At 65.8% G+C, this 13581-nt stretch carries 21 protein-coding genes; 12 read left to right on the forward strand and 9 right to left on the reverse strand.

All coding sequences use genetic code 11. From position 1 onward, the window contains the following. The 4 genes from ACOI2T_RS27190 to ACOI2T_RS27205 are packed head-to-tail and all read left to right on the forward strand — an operon-like array spanning position 1 to position 2387. Positions 1 to 465, forward strand: a complete 465-nt coding sequence (locus ACOI2T_RS27190) for a hypothetical protein (RefSeq protein ID WP_409504522.1) — start codon at positions 1 to 3, stop codon at positions 463 to 465. Next, complete coding sequence (locus tag ACOI2T_RS27195) at positions 465 to 1694, forward strand: NRAMP family divalent metal transporter (RefSeq protein ID WP_409504523.1); 1230 nt, start codon at positions 465 to 467, stop codon at positions 1692 to 1694. Before ACOI2T_RS27190 ends, ACOI2T_RS27195 begins: the two co-directional genes overlap by 1 nt. Next, positions 1691 to 2056 (forward strand): hypothetical protein, encoded by a 366-nt coding sequence (locus ACOI2T_RS27200; protein ID WP_067843315.1) that lies wholly within the window; start codon positions 1691 to 1693, stop codon positions 2054 to 2056. Before ACOI2T_RS27195 ends, ACOI2T_RS27200 begins: the two co-directional genes overlap by 4 nt. Beyond that, positions 2043 to 2387, forward strand: a complete 345-nt coding sequence (locus ACOI2T_RS27205; RefSeq protein WP_409504524.1) for a hypothetical protein — start codon at positions 2043 to 2045, stop codon at positions 2385 to 2387. Before ACOI2T_RS27200 ends, ACOI2T_RS27205 begins: the two co-directional genes overlap by 14 nt. 25 nt (positions 2388 to 2412) lie before the next feature. Here the strand turns inward: ACOI2T_RS27205 and usfY are convergent, their stop codons facing one another. Continuing rightward, positions 2413 to 2718, reverse strand: coding sequence for a protein UsfY (gene usfY, locus ACOI2T_RS27210; RefSeq protein ID WP_409504525.1), 306 nt, complete (start codon positions 2716 to 2718; stop codon positions 2413 to 2415). 166 nt (positions 2719 to 2884) lie between these two features. Here usfY and ACOI2T_RS27215 point away from each other — a divergent pair, with 166 nt between their 5' ends. Continuing rightward, positions 2885 to 3136 (forward strand): hypothetical protein, encoded by a 252-nt coding sequence (locus ACOI2T_RS27215; protein ID WP_409504526.1) that lies wholly within the window; start codon positions 2885 to 2887, stop codon positions 3134 to 3136. Here ACOI2T_RS27215 and ACOI2T_RS27220 read toward each other — a convergent pair. Continuing rightward, positions 3133 to 3279 (reverse strand): hypothetical protein, encoded by a 147-nt coding sequence (locus tag ACOI2T_RS27220; protein ID WP_409504527.1) that lies wholly within the window; start codon positions 3277 to 3279, stop codon positions 3133 to 3135. The two genes, ACOI2T_RS27215 and ACOI2T_RS27220, sit on opposite strands and share 4 nt — an antisense overlap. 119 nt (positions 3280 to 3398) lie before the next feature. On the opposite strand from ACOI2T_RS27220, the gene ACOI2T_RS27225 reads away from it, so the two are divergent. Both ACOI2T_RS27225 and ACOI2T_RS27230 read left to right on the forward strand, forming a co-directional pair. After that, the gene (locus ACOI2T_RS27225) at positions 3399 to 4478 is read left to right on the forward strand and encodes a hypothetical protein (RefSeq protein ID WP_409504528.1); all 1080 of its coding nucleotides are present in this window, start codon (positions 3399 to 3401) and stop codon (positions 4476 to 4478) included. A 3-nt stretch (positions 4479 to 4481) separates the two neighbouring features. Further along, complete coding sequence (locus ACOI2T_RS27230; protein WP_409504529.1) at positions 4482 to 5417, forward strand: ribonuclease Z; 936 nt, start codon at positions 4482 to 4484, stop codon at positions 5415 to 5417. A gap of 2 nt (positions 5418 to 5419) precedes the next feature. Here ACOI2T_RS27230 and ACOI2T_RS27235 read toward each other — a convergent pair whose 3' ends face one another. After that, entirely contained in the window at positions 5420 to 6778 is a 1359-nt protein-coding gene (locus ACOI2T_RS27235) for a cytochrome P450 (RefSeq protein ID WP_409504530.1), read from the reverse strand. Between the two features lie 46 nt (positions 6779 to 6824). Next, positions 6825 to 7343 (reverse strand): hypothetical protein, encoded by a 519-nt coding sequence (locus ACOI2T_RS27240; RefSeq protein ID WP_409504531.1) that lies wholly within the window; start codon positions 7341 to 7343, stop codon positions 6825 to 6827. 244 nt (positions 7344 to 7587) lie between these two features. Between ACOI2T_RS27240 and ACOI2T_RS27245 the strand changes: the two genes are divergently transcribed. The 4 genes from ACOI2T_RS27245 (at position 7588) to mbp1 (ending at position 9862) form a co-directional block, all read left to right on the forward strand. Further along, complete coding sequence (locus ACOI2T_RS27245; protein ID WP_409504532.1) at positions 7588 to 8085, forward strand: DUF4383 domain-containing protein; 498 nt, start codon at positions 7588 to 7590, stop codon at positions 8083 to 8085. A gap of 162 nt (positions 8086 to 8247) precedes the next feature. Continuing rightward, positions 8248 to 8403 carry a hypothetical protein gene (locus ACOI2T_RS27250; RefSeq protein ID WP_165766058.1) on the forward strand — a complete coding sequence of 52 codons (156 nt, stop codon included), beginning with the start codon at positions 8248 to 8250 and terminating at the stop codon, positions 8401 to 8403. Positions 8404 to 8477: 74 nt separating this feature from the next. Continuing rightward, complete coding sequence (locus tag ACOI2T_RS27255) at positions 8478 to 9500, forward strand: iron-containing redox enzyme family protein (protein ID WP_409504533.1); 1023 nt, start codon at positions 8478 to 8480, stop codon at positions 9498 to 9500. A 119-nt stretch (positions 9501 to 9619) separates the two neighbouring features. After that, positions 9620 to 9862: a microaggregate-binding protein 1 gene (mbp1, locus tag ACOI2T_RS27260; protein ID WP_409504534.1), complete on the forward strand. Its 243-nt coding sequence runs from the start codon at positions 9620 to 9622 to the stop codon at positions 9860 to 9862. A 63-nt stretch (positions 9863 to 9925) separates the two neighbouring features. Here mbp1 and ACOI2T_RS27265 read toward each other — a convergent pair whose 3' ends face one another. From ACOI2T_RS27265 to ACOI2T_RS27285, 5 genes are all read right to left on the reverse strand, one after another. Further along, positions 9926 to 10171: a LapA family protein gene (locus ACOI2T_RS27265; protein ID WP_421877424.1), complete on the reverse strand. Its 246-nt coding sequence runs from the start codon at positions 10169 to 10171 to the stop codon at positions 9926 to 9928. Positions 10172 to 10279: 108 nt separating this feature from the next. Then, a complete protein-coding gene (locus ACOI2T_RS27270; protein WP_409504535.1) occupies positions 10280 to 10900 on the reverse strand; it encodes a flavodoxin family protein in 621 nt (206 codons plus the stop codon). Next, the gene (locus ACOI2T_RS27275) at positions 10897 to 11274 is read right to left on the reverse strand and encodes a hypothetical protein (protein WP_409504536.1); all 378 of its coding nucleotides are present in this window, start codon (positions 11272 to 11274) and stop codon (positions 10897 to 10899) included. Before ACOI2T_RS27275 ends, ACOI2T_RS27270 begins: the two co-directional genes overlap by 4 nt. An 11-nt stretch (positions 11275 to 11285) precedes the next feature. Continuing rightward, positions 11286 to 11531, reverse strand: coding sequence for a metallothionein (locus ACOI2T_RS27280; RefSeq protein ID WP_409504537.1), 246 nt, complete (start codon positions 11529 to 11531; stop codon positions 11286 to 11288). A gap of 61 nt (positions 11532 to 11592) precedes the next feature. Beyond that, complete coding sequence (locus tag ACOI2T_RS27285; RefSeq protein WP_409504538.1) at positions 11593 to 12279, reverse strand: PAS and ANTAR domain-containing protein; 687 nt, start codon at positions 12277 to 12279, stop codon at positions 11593 to 11595. A 71-nt stretch (positions 12280 to 12350) separates the two neighbouring features. Between ACOI2T_RS27285 and ACOI2T_RS27290 the strand changes: the two genes are divergently transcribed. Next, positions 12351 to 12923 (forward strand): restriction endonuclease, encoded by a 573-nt coding sequence (locus ACOI2T_RS27290; protein WP_409504539.1) that lies wholly within the window; start codon positions 12351 to 12353, stop codon positions 12921 to 12923. The last annotated feature ends 658 nt before the right edge of the window (positions 12924 to 13581 follow it).

Consider the following 13581-nt stretch of genomic DNA (forward strand, 5'->3'; position numbering starts at 1 on the left):
GTGGCGCAGAAAGCCGACAGAATCCGGCGGATCCGGGCGGTTGTGCTGACCGCCCTGATGATTGCCGCGCTGGGGCTGTTACTCACCCGCTGTCCGGCCAATCGCGACGGGATGCCCGGACAGCTGGCATCGGCGATGGAAGAAACGGTGTCGGCAGCCCGCAGCGCCGCCATGGCGCTCGATCTGCGGATGCGGGACCGGTCCACACCGCAACTGGCGAGCGTGCAGATCTCGGACGCGCGTAGCGATGTCGTGAAGGCCTATGAGGGCATCGCCGAACTCAAGGCCGAGGACCCCGTCGACATCGCCAGGCAGACGCTGCTCACCGAGTCGATGACCACCATCGTCGGGCAGCTCAACGCCGCGTCCGCGACGCTGCGGGAGGTCACCGCGACACCCGACCTCGGCAAGCTCCGTGCCGACCTGGTGGCGGCGGCCGACGCCCTGGAGACCGGATACCGCTGATGAAGAAATTCTTCGCGGTAGCACTGGGCATCCTTACCGCCATCGGCGGATTCCTCGACATCGGCGACCTCGTCACCAACGCGGTCGTCGGGTCCAGGTTCGGCCTCGCGCTGGCCTGGGTCGTGGTGGTCGGCGTCATCGGGATCTGCCTGTTCGCGCAGATGGCCGGCCGGGTGGCGGCGGTCAGTGGCCGGGCCACCTTCGAGATCATCCGTGAACGGCTGGGCCCGCGGACCGCGGCGGCCAATCTCAGCGCCTCGTTCCTCATCAACCTCATGACGCTGACCGCCGAGATCGGCGGCGTCGCGATCGCGTTGGAACTCGCGACCGACGTGGGCCCGATGATGTGGATTCCGGTGGCCGCCTTCGCCGTATGGGTCGTGATCTGGCGGGTGAAGTTCAGCATCATGGAAAACGTCGCCGGGATCATGGGATTGAGCCTGATCGTGTTCGCGGTCTGCGTCTTTCTCCTGCAACCGAATTGGTCGGACCTGACGCATCAGGCGCTGCAGCCGGCCATCCCGGAATCGGAGTCGTCGGCGACCTACTGGTACTACGCCATCGCGCTGTTCGGCGCTGCGATGACTCCGTACGAAGTCTTCTTCTTCTCCTCCGGGGCCGTGGAGGAACATTGGAAGACAAAGGATCTCGGCGTTTCGCGACTCAACGTCATGATCGGTTTCCCGCTGGGCGGCATCCTGTCGATCGCGATCGCCGCGTGCGCCACGTTGGTGCTGCTGCCCAACGGAATCGAGGTGACGTCGCTGTCCCAGGTCGTGATGCCGGTGGCCGTGGCCGGTGGAAAGCTCGCACTGGCGTTCGCGATCGTCGGCATCGTGGCGGCCACCTTCGGGGCGGCGCTGGAGACCACGCTGTCCAGCGGCTACACCCTCGCGCAGTTTCTCGGCTGGCCATGGGGCAAATTCCGCCGCCCCGCCGAGGCCGCGCGATTCCATGTGGTGATGTTCGTGAGCATCGTCGTCGGCGCCGCGGTTCTGTTCACGGGTGTCGACCCGGTCATGGTCACCGAGTACTCCGTGGTGTTCTCCGCCATCGCGCTGCCGTTGACCTATCTGCCGATTCTCATCGTGTCCAACGACCCGGAATACATGGGCGACAAGACGAACGGAAGGGTGACGAATGTGTTGGGTTCGATCTATCTCGTGATCATCCTGGCCGCATCGTTGGCTGCCATCCCATTGATGATCGTGACCGGAGCCGGACAATGACGACACTGGACGCACGCCTGCACCTGCTGGACCGTCAGTTGGTCGACGACAACGGCGATCCGGTCGGCATCGTCGACGACCTCGAGCTCGAGGGAGTCGAGGTCGATCGAGAGATCGAGCCAGGCAGCCCGGCGCCGCGCGTCACCGGGCTGCTGTCCGGCCAGGTCGTGGCGACCCGCATCTTCGGCGGCACCCCACCCCGGTCACGGCTGCAGGAAATCCCTTGGAAACTCGTGGCTTCCATCGGCGTGACAGTACAACTGGCGCCTACCGACATGAAATTCGATGTGCAATGGATGGAGAGATGGTTGCGAGATCACATCGTGGCCCGGATTCCCGGAGGCACTCATGCAGCTGAGTAGTCTGCTCGGGCTACAGGTCATCGACGCCGGCCACCACCCGGTGGGCATCGTGGTCGACGTGCGGCTCGGCATTGCCGGTGACCGTGCCGACCATCCACCCACACCGCGCGTCACCGGTCTCGTCATCAGCCCGCGCACCCGCTCGTCCTACCTCGGATACGAACGCACGAGCCTTGATTCGCCCGCACTCATCGCGGCGATCGCGCGCTGGCGCCACCGCGGGACATTCTTGGCGGCCTGGGAGGATGTCGGGCGCGTATGCACCGACCACGTCACCCTACGGCCGGGCTACCGCCGCCACTCCCCGCTGCTGCACGACGGCGACGGATGATCGACAACCGGACTACGGCGGTCGGTCACGGCCGCTGTTCGTGCACTTCCGGGTGAGCGGCATTCCATGCACGTTCCTTGCGGCGCACGCGCCAATGCTCGACCCCGAACCACAGACCCGATCCCACGAACAGCACCGCGGCAATGCACGCCAGCACTATGCCGACGCCATGGTGGCTGGTGGCGAACGCGGCCAGGCACGCGACGAAGGACGCACCGCCCAAATACAGCATGATCAGCGCCGGAAAGTTCGCGGTGTCCTTCATCGTCTCACCGGCATGCGGACGCGTCGTCCTGGCATGGTCCACGGGGTCCTTAGCGTCGTCGCCCATCGTCGCTACTCCTCTCGGCGCGCTACTGCCGCCACTGCGGGGCAGGTGTGCCTGAGAGGTACCCCTGGGGCGCACCGGCGAAACTCGCCCGCTCGGCGGGCGACCCGCATAGCCGGCCCGCAGAACGGGCATAGCTACAACGCCGATACCGATGACGGGAGCCGATATGACGATCTCGGCAGATGATGTCCGCCGCCTACTGGCGTCAGACGCATCCGATGCAGTACTGGTGCTCGTGCAGGGGCACACCGAAGTGGTGCCCGGCGACCAGTTGGAGTCGGACCGATACCGCGGCGCGTTGCAGGTGGTGTCGCGCGCCGACTTGCTCAGCCGGGTCGACGGCGCCCAGCTCTCCGAACACGAGATGGCCGAGGAAGCCGCCAAATTGGAGTCCGCGATCGCCAATCTCGGCGGCTAGCGGTCATCGCCCGAGCCGGTCTCCTCCGGATCGTCGGCGCCCTCGGCCTGATCGGGTTGAGTCCGCTTCGATTGGAGCATTTCGGGGTCGGCGTCGGGATCATGACCGGCATCGTCGCGGTCGCCCGGGGGTGTCGAGTTCATCTGTCCTCCAGCTGTTGATGCTCGCCCTTGCATCGTCCGACCCGGCTACCCGTTCAGCGCTCCCCCAATCAGCCCGCGGCGGCAGTTTCGGCCCGATGAGCCGCGGGTAGTGGCAATCCATGCCTGGTTCAACGAGGCCGCAGCGACACGTCGGCCTGGTGACCGATCCGGGTTTGTCCACAAAAGTGGTCGAATCTCTGACCGCGGCCCTTCCGACCATGCTGGCGGGCAGCGTGCGCGACGACGTGAGCTGGAAAGTAACCGTCCACAGTTACGCGTTGCCGCTCGAAGACGACGGCAACATCGAGATACGCAAGCACAGCGACGAGCTGAAGTCCCGGTACGGATGGGATTTCGTGGTGTGCGTGACGGAGTTGACGAGACGCCTCGGTGAGACGTTGATTGTCTGCGAAGCGAACATCGCCGAGGGCACGGCGTTGATATCGCTGCCCGCGCTTGGCCCGGTCCGGCTACGCCGCCATGTCGCCGGCGCCATCGTGCACGTCGTCGGCGCGCTCACCACGGCGGGCGCCGAGGACCGCAACCACGCCAACGTCGGGCCGTTATTCGAGCCGACGAAGCGAGAGGTCACCGATGGCGGGAAGAACGCCTACCTGGAGCTGACGCGCGTGCACGGGAGGCTGCGCCTCCTGCTGGGAATGGTCCGGGTCAACCGCCCGTGGCGGCTCCTGCCCAGCCTGTCCAGCGCGATCGCGGCGGGCGTCGCGGCCGCGGCATTCGGGGTGTTCTACTCCAGCATCTGGAACATGGCCGATTCGATGAGTACGACGCGGCTGGCCGCGGTCAGCGTCGTAGCGATCCTGGCCATGATGTTGTGGCTCATGCTCTACAACGGCCTGTGGGAGCGGCCGCGTGACCTCGATCAACGCCAGAACGCCGTGCTGTACAACGGCGCGACCGTACTGACCTTGGGTGTCGGCATCGCATCCATGTATGTCATGTTGTTCTGTGTGGTGCTGTTGGGCGCGTTGACGATAGTCCCGCCAAGCTACCTGGCGGCGACGCTGGAACACCCGGTCACGTGGCGCGACTACGCCGAACTCGCGTGGCTCGCCAGTTCGCTCGGCACTTTCGCCGGGGCGCTCGGCTCGAGTTTCGAAAGCGATTACACGGTCCGCAATGCCACGTACGGGAAGCGTGAGCAGGAGCGGCATGCCCGTGCTGCGGCGGCGAACTGACACATGTCGGTCCGCGAACTTGTCGTGCTCGGTACCGCGAGCCAGGTGCCCACCCGCAATCGAAACCACAACGGATACCTGCTGCGATGGGACGGCGAGGGTTTTCTGTTCGACCCCGGTGAAGGCACGCAACGCCAGCTCCTGCTCGCCGGCGTGTCGGCCGGCACCGTCACACGGCTGTGTCTGACCCACTTCCACGGCGACCACTGCCTCGGTGTACCCGGTGTGCTGCAACGCATGTCGTTGGACCAAACACCCCATCCGCTCCGCGCGTACTATCCGGCGTCCGGGCAGGAATTCTTCAGCCGGCTGCGCAACGCCAGCATCTTTCACGATGTCACGGAGGTTCACGAGCATCCGATCGCGGTCGACGGCCCGGTGGCCACGGGACCGTTCGGCGTACTCGAGACCCGGCGGCTCGACCACTCGGTGGAGTCCATCGGCTACCGAATCGTCGAACCCGACGGTCACCGCATGGTGCCAGAGTTGCTGGCACGCTTCGGCATCAGTGGCCCGATGGTCGGCGAACTGCAACGGACCGGTTCGGTTCGCGTGGGCTCGCGCGTCGTGCGGTTGTCGGATGTCAGCGAGCCGCGGCGTGGGCAACGGTTCGCCTTCGTGATGGACACCGGAATGTGCGACGCCGTGTACGCGCTCGCCGACGGCGTGGACCTTCTGGTGATCGAGGCGACGTTTCTCGGCGAGGAGGCCGAGCTCGCGAGCCGCTACGGGCACCTGACCGCCGGTCAGGCCGCGCAGGTCGCGGCCGAATGCAACGTCCGGCGGCTCGTCCTCACCCACTTCTCGCAGCGTTACCCCGACACGGACCGACACCGCGCGGAAGCCGCTGAGGTGTTGGCGGCCAAGGGTTTCGACGGCGACCTCGTCATCGCCGAAGACCTGGCGCGAATCGAGGTCCCGCGGCGCCGATCACGCTGAGTTCACCGACCGGCGGCCAGTGCGGGTTCGGCGGCGCCGACCGAGAACTCGAGATCGAGCTGGTTGAGTGTCATCGGTAGCGGTTCGCCGGGCGCCGGGCGTGGTGTGGACCGCAGCTCGAAGCGCATTCGGCTCAGCAGATTCGCGGCGAGCGTGCTGGTGCTGAACAACACCAGATTGCGGCCGGGGCACTCAGCGGGGCCTGCCGAGAACGGCACCAGCTGCGGGTACCGGCGAGCCCGGCCGTCGAGCCAGATGTCCGGCGTGAAGTCGTGTGCGAACGGCAGCAACGACTCGTCGCGATGGAAGGCCGGCGTCACGATCATCACCCCGGCACCTTTGCGGATCGTGAACTGATCCGCGCCGTCCCGCCAGTGGGTGTCCTCTGTGGTATCGCGCAGGATCGTCGGCGTCGTCGGCCACAGCCGCACCGACTCGAGCACACAGCTTCGAAGATAGGGCCGCGGTAGCGGACGCTCTGGTTCTGCACAGTCGTCGACGGCGCGGTTCAGGTGGACCGGGTGGGTCGCCAGGACCGCGATCGCGCGCAGCAGCGCCATGCCCGCCGCGTCGAACGCGAACAGCCACTGCGGCATCTGTCCGACCGGGTCGACTGCCCCGGCGGCAGGCGTTTCGGCCAGTGCCCCCACCAAGGTTCCTGGTTCGGGATCCTCTGCGTAGCCGTAGAGTCGCTCCGTGAACTGAGCCCGGGCCCGGTAGTGCGGCAGTGCCAGGAATGACCAATTGCCTGCCTTGCGCAGCCGCAACAGGTCGTCGGTGATCGCCTCGTCGTCGCGGGCTCTCTCACCGAGCGCCAAACGGCGGACCAGACGCCACCATGCCGACATGAACATCGACGAATCCAGGTGCCCGAGTGAGGTGGCCTCGCTCACCAGATCGCGTGCCTCGTCGGCGATCTTCGTCGCGAACGCGTCGGCCAACCGGTGCAGGTCCGACCCGGAGTCCAGCGCGGCGTCATTGACCGCGCGCCGTCGCGATCTGATGGCGCCCTGCGAGATCAGCACACCGTGCGGCTGAAACCACTGCAGGGCCTTGCGCTTTTTGCGGTTAGCCGGGTCGAACGGCTGGGGCGACCGGCTCAGCACCGTCCCGACATCGTCCGGGTCGAGTACCACGACGATCCGGCGACCAGGGATCACGAGTTCGACCGGGCCGCGGCCGAACTGGCGTCGCAACCGCTGCAACCGCTTCACCGCGCGGGTATCGGCCTGCATGCGTTCCAGCAGCCGAAGCACCGGGCGGCGCCGAGCGATCACCCCTGCCGAGATCGACGCGAAGCCGAGATCGCTCAACGTCATGAGGGCGGAGGCACCATGCAATCGCGGTCCGTCGATAGCCATGCGAAGCAGTTACCCGCCGCCAGTCGCGCCAAACCTGGCGGCATGGTCACCCGTCGGGCGACACCACCTCGATGTCGGCCGGTTCGATGTCGGCGACCACCATCGCCTCGGGCCGCCTGATGGAGCCGGGTTCGTAGTCCAGCAGTGGGATGACCCGCTGCCAGTAGACCTGTGCCAGTCGATGGCATTCGTCGTCGGACTCGGCGGTTTTCAAGGCCCGCTTGACGCGGTCGTACAGGTCGAGATCTGAAACGAAGCAGTGCGTCGGGTCCACCGCGATCCGCAGCAGCGTCTGCGGACGGTCCCTGTCGAAGGTCGCGATATCGACCTCCGCACCGTTTCTGATGTCGACGATGCGGTCGCCGGCCGGCAAGAACCCGTAGAGAACGCCGTCGCGGCAGAGCTGAGCCCGGATCGTCTCAGGCGGCCGATGCGTATCCAGGTACGCGTCGGCCGTCTTTGTGTCGGAATCGCTCTTTTCGCCGTCGCCCTTGCGTTTGAGGCCGTTCCGTCTGACATCGTCGAGCGTCTGGGGCTCGATCTCGTGATACAGGGTCGTCTTCATCTGCTTGCAGCCGTTCGTCCCAGCACCGCCGTCAACGCATGGCGGGCCTCAGTGGAGATCCCCGTGCTCCTCGGCCGGTAAACCTCCCGGGCCGGACGACGAAATCCGATGCCCTGCGGCGTGTGGGGTCGGGCCGCGGAGGGTAACCCATCACCAGCGGGTACGCGCGCGACGCACCCGCTTGACGCGTTCGGTCACCCGGCGGCGATCTGCCGCGGCCGATGTAGGAGAAAGAGGTTGCATCATGACTACCCCAAATCCGCGTAGTCCCGGCAGAACGACGAGGGCGACACCCGTGCAGGTGGCCGCGCTTGTCGTCGGTGCGACGTTCTTGCTCGTCGGAATCCTCGGCTTCATCCCGGGGATCACATCGGACTACGGCGACATGAGCTTTGCCGGCCATCATTCCCACGCCATGCTCCTCGGGGTGTTCGCCGTGTCGGTACTTCACAACGTCGTTCACCTGCTGTTCGGTGTCGCGGGCCTGCTGATGGCCCGCACGGCCGGCGCCGCGCGCGCCTTCCTCATCGGCGGCGGCATCATCTACGCGGTCCTGTGGCTCTACGGGCTCGTGATCGACCGGGACAGCGCCGCGAATTTCATCCCCGTCAACACCGCTGACAACTGGCTGCACTTCGGGCTGGCGCTCGTCATGATCCTGCTCGGAGTGACTTTGGGACGCCAGACCGCGAGCACGACAACGCATGGCTTGGGCACCGGAGCGCCGGGGACGATCGAATGACCGCCGGAACGGGCCTCGACACGGCGCTGTGGGACGGCTTCCACCGCGCCGCCGCCGTGTCGTCGCGCGAGCTGTCGGACTGGCTGCGATCGGAATCGGACAACGAACTCGCAGTGCAACACCGCCCTGCCGGTGTGCACATGAACTCGAAGGAGGCGCGTGATGGAACGCGAGAGCGCCAAGAACAGCCCACGTAAAGACGATCAGCTGAAAGACGAACTGCGCGGCACGTTGCAGGGCAACCGGTCGAGCCGGGTCGAGGAGTGGCGCGATCCCGAGCCGCCCGCCGACGACGACCCGGACGTCGACGTGCGTTGATCTCGCGCGTCGTGGCGGCGTGGGCCGTTGCGACGAGGTTTGCCGTTCGCCTGGAAGGGAATTCACCGCGTGCTATGACGACTCTCCCCCCGGCAACGGCACAGCCGCAGTTACCCGACGGACAAGGCCGCGTTTCCGCAGCTGTCATCGAGCAACTCAGGGGACGTCCCCCGCACAATCACCTCGAGCCCGTCTGGGTTCCGCTACGGGATTCCGATCCGCTCGGCATAGACGTGCAGTTGGCCCTTCACGTCTGCTACGAGTTGCACTACCGGGGATTCGCCGGCGTCGACCCCTCCTGGGAGTGGAATGCCGGGCTACTTCACCTGCGTTCGCAGTTCGAACGGGTCTTTCTGGCCGCGGTCCACAAAGAGGTGGGGCTCATCCCGCCGGACGTCACCGCGGAAAGCGAGCTGGACCGGCTCTCGGCGGAACCGATCGGCGGTCTCGGCCCGTCCCACCATTTGCGCGACGGCGGGACCTGGGATCAGATGCGAGAGTATTTCGTCCATCGATCGCTCTACCACCTCAAACAGGGTGATCCCCACGCGTGGCTGATCCCGCGGCTGGCCGGTCAAGCCAAAGCGTCGTTCGTCGCCGTCGAATTCGACGACTACGGCGCAGGTCGCGGCGCCCGCGGCCATCAACAGTTGTTCGTCGATCTCATGGACGCAGCCGATCTCGACAGCACCTACCTCGGGTATCTGGGCACGGTCACCGCCGAATCGCTCGCCGTGGTGAACCTGATGTCGCTGTTCGGGTTACACCGTCGGCTCCGGGGCGCGGCGGCAGGCCTTTTCGCCGCCACGGAGATCACGTCGTCACCGGTTTCCCAGCGCATGGTCGCGGCACTGCAGCGGCTGGCAGCGCCCGAGGCCTGCGTGCGGTTCTACCGCGAACACGCGAAGACCGATGCGGCGCACGAGCAGGTGGTTCGCACCGACGTGATCGGTGATCTCGTCACACGCGAACCGGATTTGGAGGCCGATGTCGTCTTCGGTGTCCGCGCATTTGCCGCCCTGGAAGACCGGCTCACCGAACATCTGTTGAAAAGCTGGTCAGCTGAACGCAGTTCGTTGACACGACCACTCGGTTGATTTACTGGAACTGGTATTCGTCAGGTCACGTTTCGGCCCGCCCACCGCCGGGAAATCTATGGGTGCGCGCGAAGATGCGTGTTGAAAACCACTCCACTCCATGTAGCGGAAAGGTAGCCATGACCGACAAGAACTCAGGACCTGAAGAAGGCATCAAGGGCGCCGTCGAGGACGTCAAGGGCAAGGCCAAGGAGGCTGTTGGCACGGTCACCGGCCGTGACGACCTGGTCCGCGAGGGCAAGGCTCAGCAGGACAAGGCAGACGCCCAGCAGGACGCCGCCAAGAAGGAAGCTGAAGCCGAATCCGCCCGGGCCGGCGCGAAAGCCGCCGAGAAGCGCGAGCAGGCCAGCCAGCGTCCGTAGGCCCCAAACAAGATGACCCAGCCATCCGGCTGGGTCATCTTTTTGCTTGCGTTGTTTCGGCGATCAACCGCTGTGGCCCTGCCGCGCCGCGCTGGGATGGTCCTCGTACCAACGATCTTCGACGCGCCGTACCCGGAGGTGCTCGACCGCCAGCCAGACCGCGCCTGCCCCGACACCGACGGCGGCCAATGCCGCGAGCACCACCCCGACTCCGGCGTTCCCGGTGGCGAATGCCACCAGGCAGCTGACGAACAACACCAGGCCGACGCCGATGAGCACGAGTGCGGGCATCGCGAGATTGTCCTTCATCGACTCACCGGCATGCGGGCGGGTGGTTCGGGCATGATCGACTGGATCGCGCGAATCAGTCACCACATTCTCCTTCGCTTGTTATTCGTAACTGTTTGTCGGACAGGGCTATTCATAGCTCGGGTATTGACCCGCCTTCAGCAGCCCGGCCAGATGCGCCGCGTTGCGGGCCGCGGCCGACGTGGCGCTCGCCACCGGGTCGGGAACCTTGTCCAGATCCTTGTAGTCGACGCCCTGCATGGCCTCGCCGTTCCAGTAGGTGCACCCCTGCGCAGGGATGCTGAACCCAATATCGTTGAGTCCCTGGAAGATATCCGCGACCGTCTTGTGCGCACCGTCCTCGTTGCCCACGACCGACACCAGCGCGACTTTGCCTGCGAGCACCGGACGGCCGGCGTCGTCGGTGTTCGACAGTTCGGCGTCGAGCCGCTCCAGAACCCGCTGCGCGATGCTCGACGGATGCCCGAGCCACACTGGCGTCGACAGCACGAGGATGTCGGCGCCGAGGATCTTCTGCCTGATCTCTGGCCACTGGTCGCCGTTTCCCATGTCGGCCTCGACACCCGGATCGATCTTGAAATCGGCACACCGCAGGCACTCGGTACCGACCCCGAGCGCGCCGAGCCGGTCGAGGACCTGTTCAGCGATCAACTCACTGCTGGATTCGGCCGGATTCGGTTTCAGGCTGCACACCAAGGCGAGCGCCTTGAGCTTCGACGACGCGGTCACAGTGTCAACCCCGTGGTCCCCGTGCCACCGAACGCGGGCAGGGACGTGACGAGCACCAACAGCGTCAGCAACGTCAAGAGCCACCCGGCGCCGTGCCACGCCCACCAGGTCTCACGCCTCTTCCACGCCTGGTAAGCCCGGGTGAATGCCCGGAGCCCGGCGACGAACAGGATCAGTGGTGCGCCGAGCGCCAACGCGGTGCGCTGGGGCGCTCCGCACGCCGCCATATCGGCCGTGGCACCCGCGCACGTACTCACCCAGGTGACGGCCATCAAGAGGAAGCCCAGGCCGGCCGCCGCAGCGACCAACCCGAACCGGACCGCCTGCCAGACGTCGACATCACCGCTACGCAGGTCTTGTGCGTCGTGGTACATCGCGGCGCGGCCTACTTGGCAACCGCTTGGCGGTCGACAAGCTCGGAGCGCCCCGACTCACGGGCGCAGTGAGCGCAGCAGTACATCGTGTCGGCCGCCTCGACGCCATGGCCGAGAATCCGGCATCCGCAGTGCGCGCACTCGGGGGCGATCCGGACCGCTGCGCACTCCACACTGTCGAACGTCTCGGTGTGACCGTCCCAGCTCACCGTGAACGCCTTGTCGTAGTCGTTGCCGCACGTGGCGCACGTCGCCATTGCTCCATCTCCCGGTTCGCATTGACTCAAGCGACCCGAGCGTTCCCGGAACGGGGGCCGGCTAAACCTCGCCCCCGACCCGTAGATGGGCGGTGAGCAGCAGTCTGTCGAACACGACGCGGTTGGGCAGGATCTCGTTGTAGTCGAGCTCCAGGAAGTCCTTGGCGAGCTGCTCGGCCAGCAGACGCAGCTTGGTGTTGGTCTCCTGCGAGCGCCATCTCAGCAATTCGAACGCCGAGTCGGCATTGATCCGGTAGATGAGCATCAGCATGCCCTTGGCCTGCTCGATACCGCTGCGGGCCTCGGCGATCTCGGCCACCGCTTCGGTGACCACCTGCTGCCGCGCCTCGGTGATGGCGGGCGTGACGTCGACGTAGAAGCCGTGGGTGCCGATGACGCTGCCGTCGTCGCCGAAGAGTTGATCGCCGACGACGACCACCTCGTGGACGGCGCCGGCGGTGTCGATGATCCGGTGGCGCGTGCTGAACGCCCCCGACGTACGACGGATCTCGTCCAGCGTGGCAGCGACCTGCCCGTAGTCATCGGGATGCTTGTGCGACAACACCAGCTCGGTGGTCGGTTGCGCGGTGCCCGGCTCGTATCCGTGCATCCGTTCCACCTGCGGCGACCACTCCCAGCGCTCGTCGGCGAAATAGAACCGGAACGATCCGACCCGCTGGGGTTCTCCCCCGGCGAGGGCATGCTCGACAGACGACTGCATGTCGAGCTGGGTCGGGTCGTTCGCCATGGCAAAAGGTTATCCCGCCGACCTGGGAATTGAGTGATCGTTTGTCGCACAGGCCATCTAACATTCGGCGGGTGCGTCGACTCCGGACCAAGCTGTACCTCGTGGCGGGGGCCTGCGCGGCGATCGCGGGTCATGCGGCAGGGGTCGATGTGCCGTGGAGTCTCGCCATCGGCGTCGCCGTGCCGCTCGCGCTCGTGGCCGCGCCCCATTTCCTCGCAGGGGCGTGGGACGGCGCCCGCACCCCCGGTCCGAGTGAGCAGCCGGGCGCCGAGATGTCCGGACTGGAGTTCGAGGACCACGTCGCGCGCATCGCCCGCTCCTGTGGCTTGCCGGTGATCATGACCCCGGTGACCGGTGACTGGGGGGTCGATCTGATCGTCGGCCATCGGCCCAATCGTGTTGCGATCCAATGCAAGCGACAGTCCCGCCCGGTCGGGGCGGGCGCAGTACAGGAAGTTGTGGCGGGCGCCCCGATGCAGGACTGCGCCAAGACCATGGTGGTGACCAACCACGAGTTCACCCCGGCCGCTCACAAGCTCGCCGCGCTACATGGTAGCGTACTGGTCGGCGGAGCCCAACTGCCACGCCTGAAATCCATCCTCCGCAGAGTGATCACCGAGGTTCCACCCGATCCGAGGGTTTGACGCCGCAGCCGACGCCCCGAAGTGGGTTGCTACGGCATGATGCACGGCTTTGCCGTGTGCCGGGGACCCGGTGTACGGGCTGCGAGGTCGCCCAAACGGCGGCGCGCGGTCACCATGCCGAGGTCAAGATGCCATGCCTGCCCGGCGGAGCTGTTAGCTGGATTCACGCGTTCCGGTACGAAATAGGCGCGACGCCAGATGACGGTCGCGCAGAGGTTAGCTGAGTTTCTCAGGTTTCTACCTGAGCGTCAGTTGTCGGGTCGCGACACAACTCACACGGACAACGCCGCGAACCGTTATAGGGGCACATCGGAGCAAAATCACAAACAGCGAACGAAGGCACCTCGAACGATGAGCGGAAAACCGATTGCCGACCGTCCCACAGCATCCGCACCCACCGTTCGGCGCTTTGGATTCATATCTGACGCTACGCAGACTTCGCAAAGCCTGCCGGGGCAAAAAATGGTATGACAGGCTGCTTTTCTCGCCATCTCGGTTGCGTTGGCAAAATTTTGATGGGTTAACCATCGGTGTCGCTCAGATGTCCGCCGCCGCCTCACATGAGTTTCAGCAATCTTTCCATGCATTTGCCAATTTCGTATGTGTGGCGCACGTCGGCATTAATGGCAAAGCGACGACCCGGGTAATCAGAAGAGGT

Source organism: Mycolicibacterium wolinskyi str. Jessa 2025, assembly GCF_049241375.1.
Classification (GTDB): domain Bacteria; phylum Actinomycetota; class Actinomycetes; order Mycobacteriales; family Mycobacteriaceae; genus Mycobacterium; species Mycobacterium wolinskyi.

Coding starts and splice junctions, on each gene's coding strand:
- ACOI2T_RS27195 (WP_409504523.1), top strand. CDS start 465: ATGAAGAAATTCTTCGCGGTAGCACTGGGCATCCTTACCGCCATCGGC.
- ACOI2T_RS27200 (WP_067843315.1), top strand. CDS start 1,691: ATGACGACACTGGACGCACGCCTGCACCTGCTGGACCGTCAGTTGGTC.
- ACOI2T_RS27205 (WP_409504524.1), top strand. CDS start 2,043: ATGCAGCTGAGTAGTCTGCTCGGGCTACAGGTCATCGACGCCGGCCAC.
- usfY (WP_409504525.1), bottom strand. CDS start 2,718: ATGGGCGACGACGCTAAGGACCCCGTGGACCATGCCAGGACGACGCGT.
- ACOI2T_RS27215 (WP_409504526.1), top strand. CDS start 2,885: ATGACGATCTCGGCAGATGATGTCCGCCGCCTACTGGCGTCAGACGCA.
- ACOI2T_RS27220 (WP_409504527.1), bottom strand. CDS start 3,279: ATGAACTCGACACCCCCGGGCGACCGCGACGATGCCGGTCATGATCCC.
- ACOI2T_RS27225 (WP_409504528.1), top strand. CDS start 3,399: ATGCCTGGTTCAACGAGGCCGCAGCGACACGTCGGCCTGGTGACCGAT.
- ACOI2T_RS27230 (WP_409504529.1), top strand. CDS start 4,482: ATGTCGGTCCGCGAACTTGTCGTGCTCGGTACCGCGAGCCAGGTGCCC.
- ACOI2T_RS27235 (WP_409504530.1), bottom strand. CDS start 6,778: ATGGCTATCGACGGACCGCGATTGCATGGTGCCTCCGCCCTCATGACG.
- ACOI2T_RS27240 (WP_409504531.1), bottom strand. CDS start 7,343: ATGAAGACGACCCTGTATCACGAGATCGAGCCCCAGACGCTCGACGAT.
- ACOI2T_RS27245 (WP_409504532.1), top strand. CDS start 7,588: ATGACTACCCCAAATCCGCGTAGTCCCGGCAGAACGACGAGGGCGACA.
- ACOI2T_RS27250 (WP_165766058.1), top strand. CDS start 8,248: ATGGAACGCGAGAGCGCCAAGAACAGCCCACGTAAAGACGATCAGCTG.
- ACOI2T_RS27255 (WP_409504533.1), top strand. CDS start 8,478: ATGACGACTCTCCCCCCGGCAACGGCACAGCCGCAGTTACCCGACGGA.
- mbp1 (WP_409504534.1), top strand. CDS start 9,620: ATGACCGACAAGAACTCAGGACCTGAAGAAGGCATCAAGGGCGCCGTC.
- ACOI2T_RS27265 (WP_421877424.1), bottom strand. CDS start 10,171: ATGAAGGACAATCTCGCGATGCCCGCACTCGTGCTCATCGGCGTCGGC.
- ACOI2T_RS27275 (WP_409504536.1), bottom strand. CDS start 11,274: ATGTACCACGACGCACAAGACCTGCGTAGCGGTGATGTCGACGTCTGG.
- ACOI2T_RS27280 (WP_409504537.1), bottom strand. CDS start 11,531: ATGGCGACGTGCGCCACGTGCGGCAACGACTACGACAAGGCGTTCACG.
- ACOI2T_RS27285 (WP_409504538.1), bottom strand. CDS start 12,279: ATGGCGAACGACCCGACCCAGCTCGACATGCAGTCGTCTGTCGAGCAT.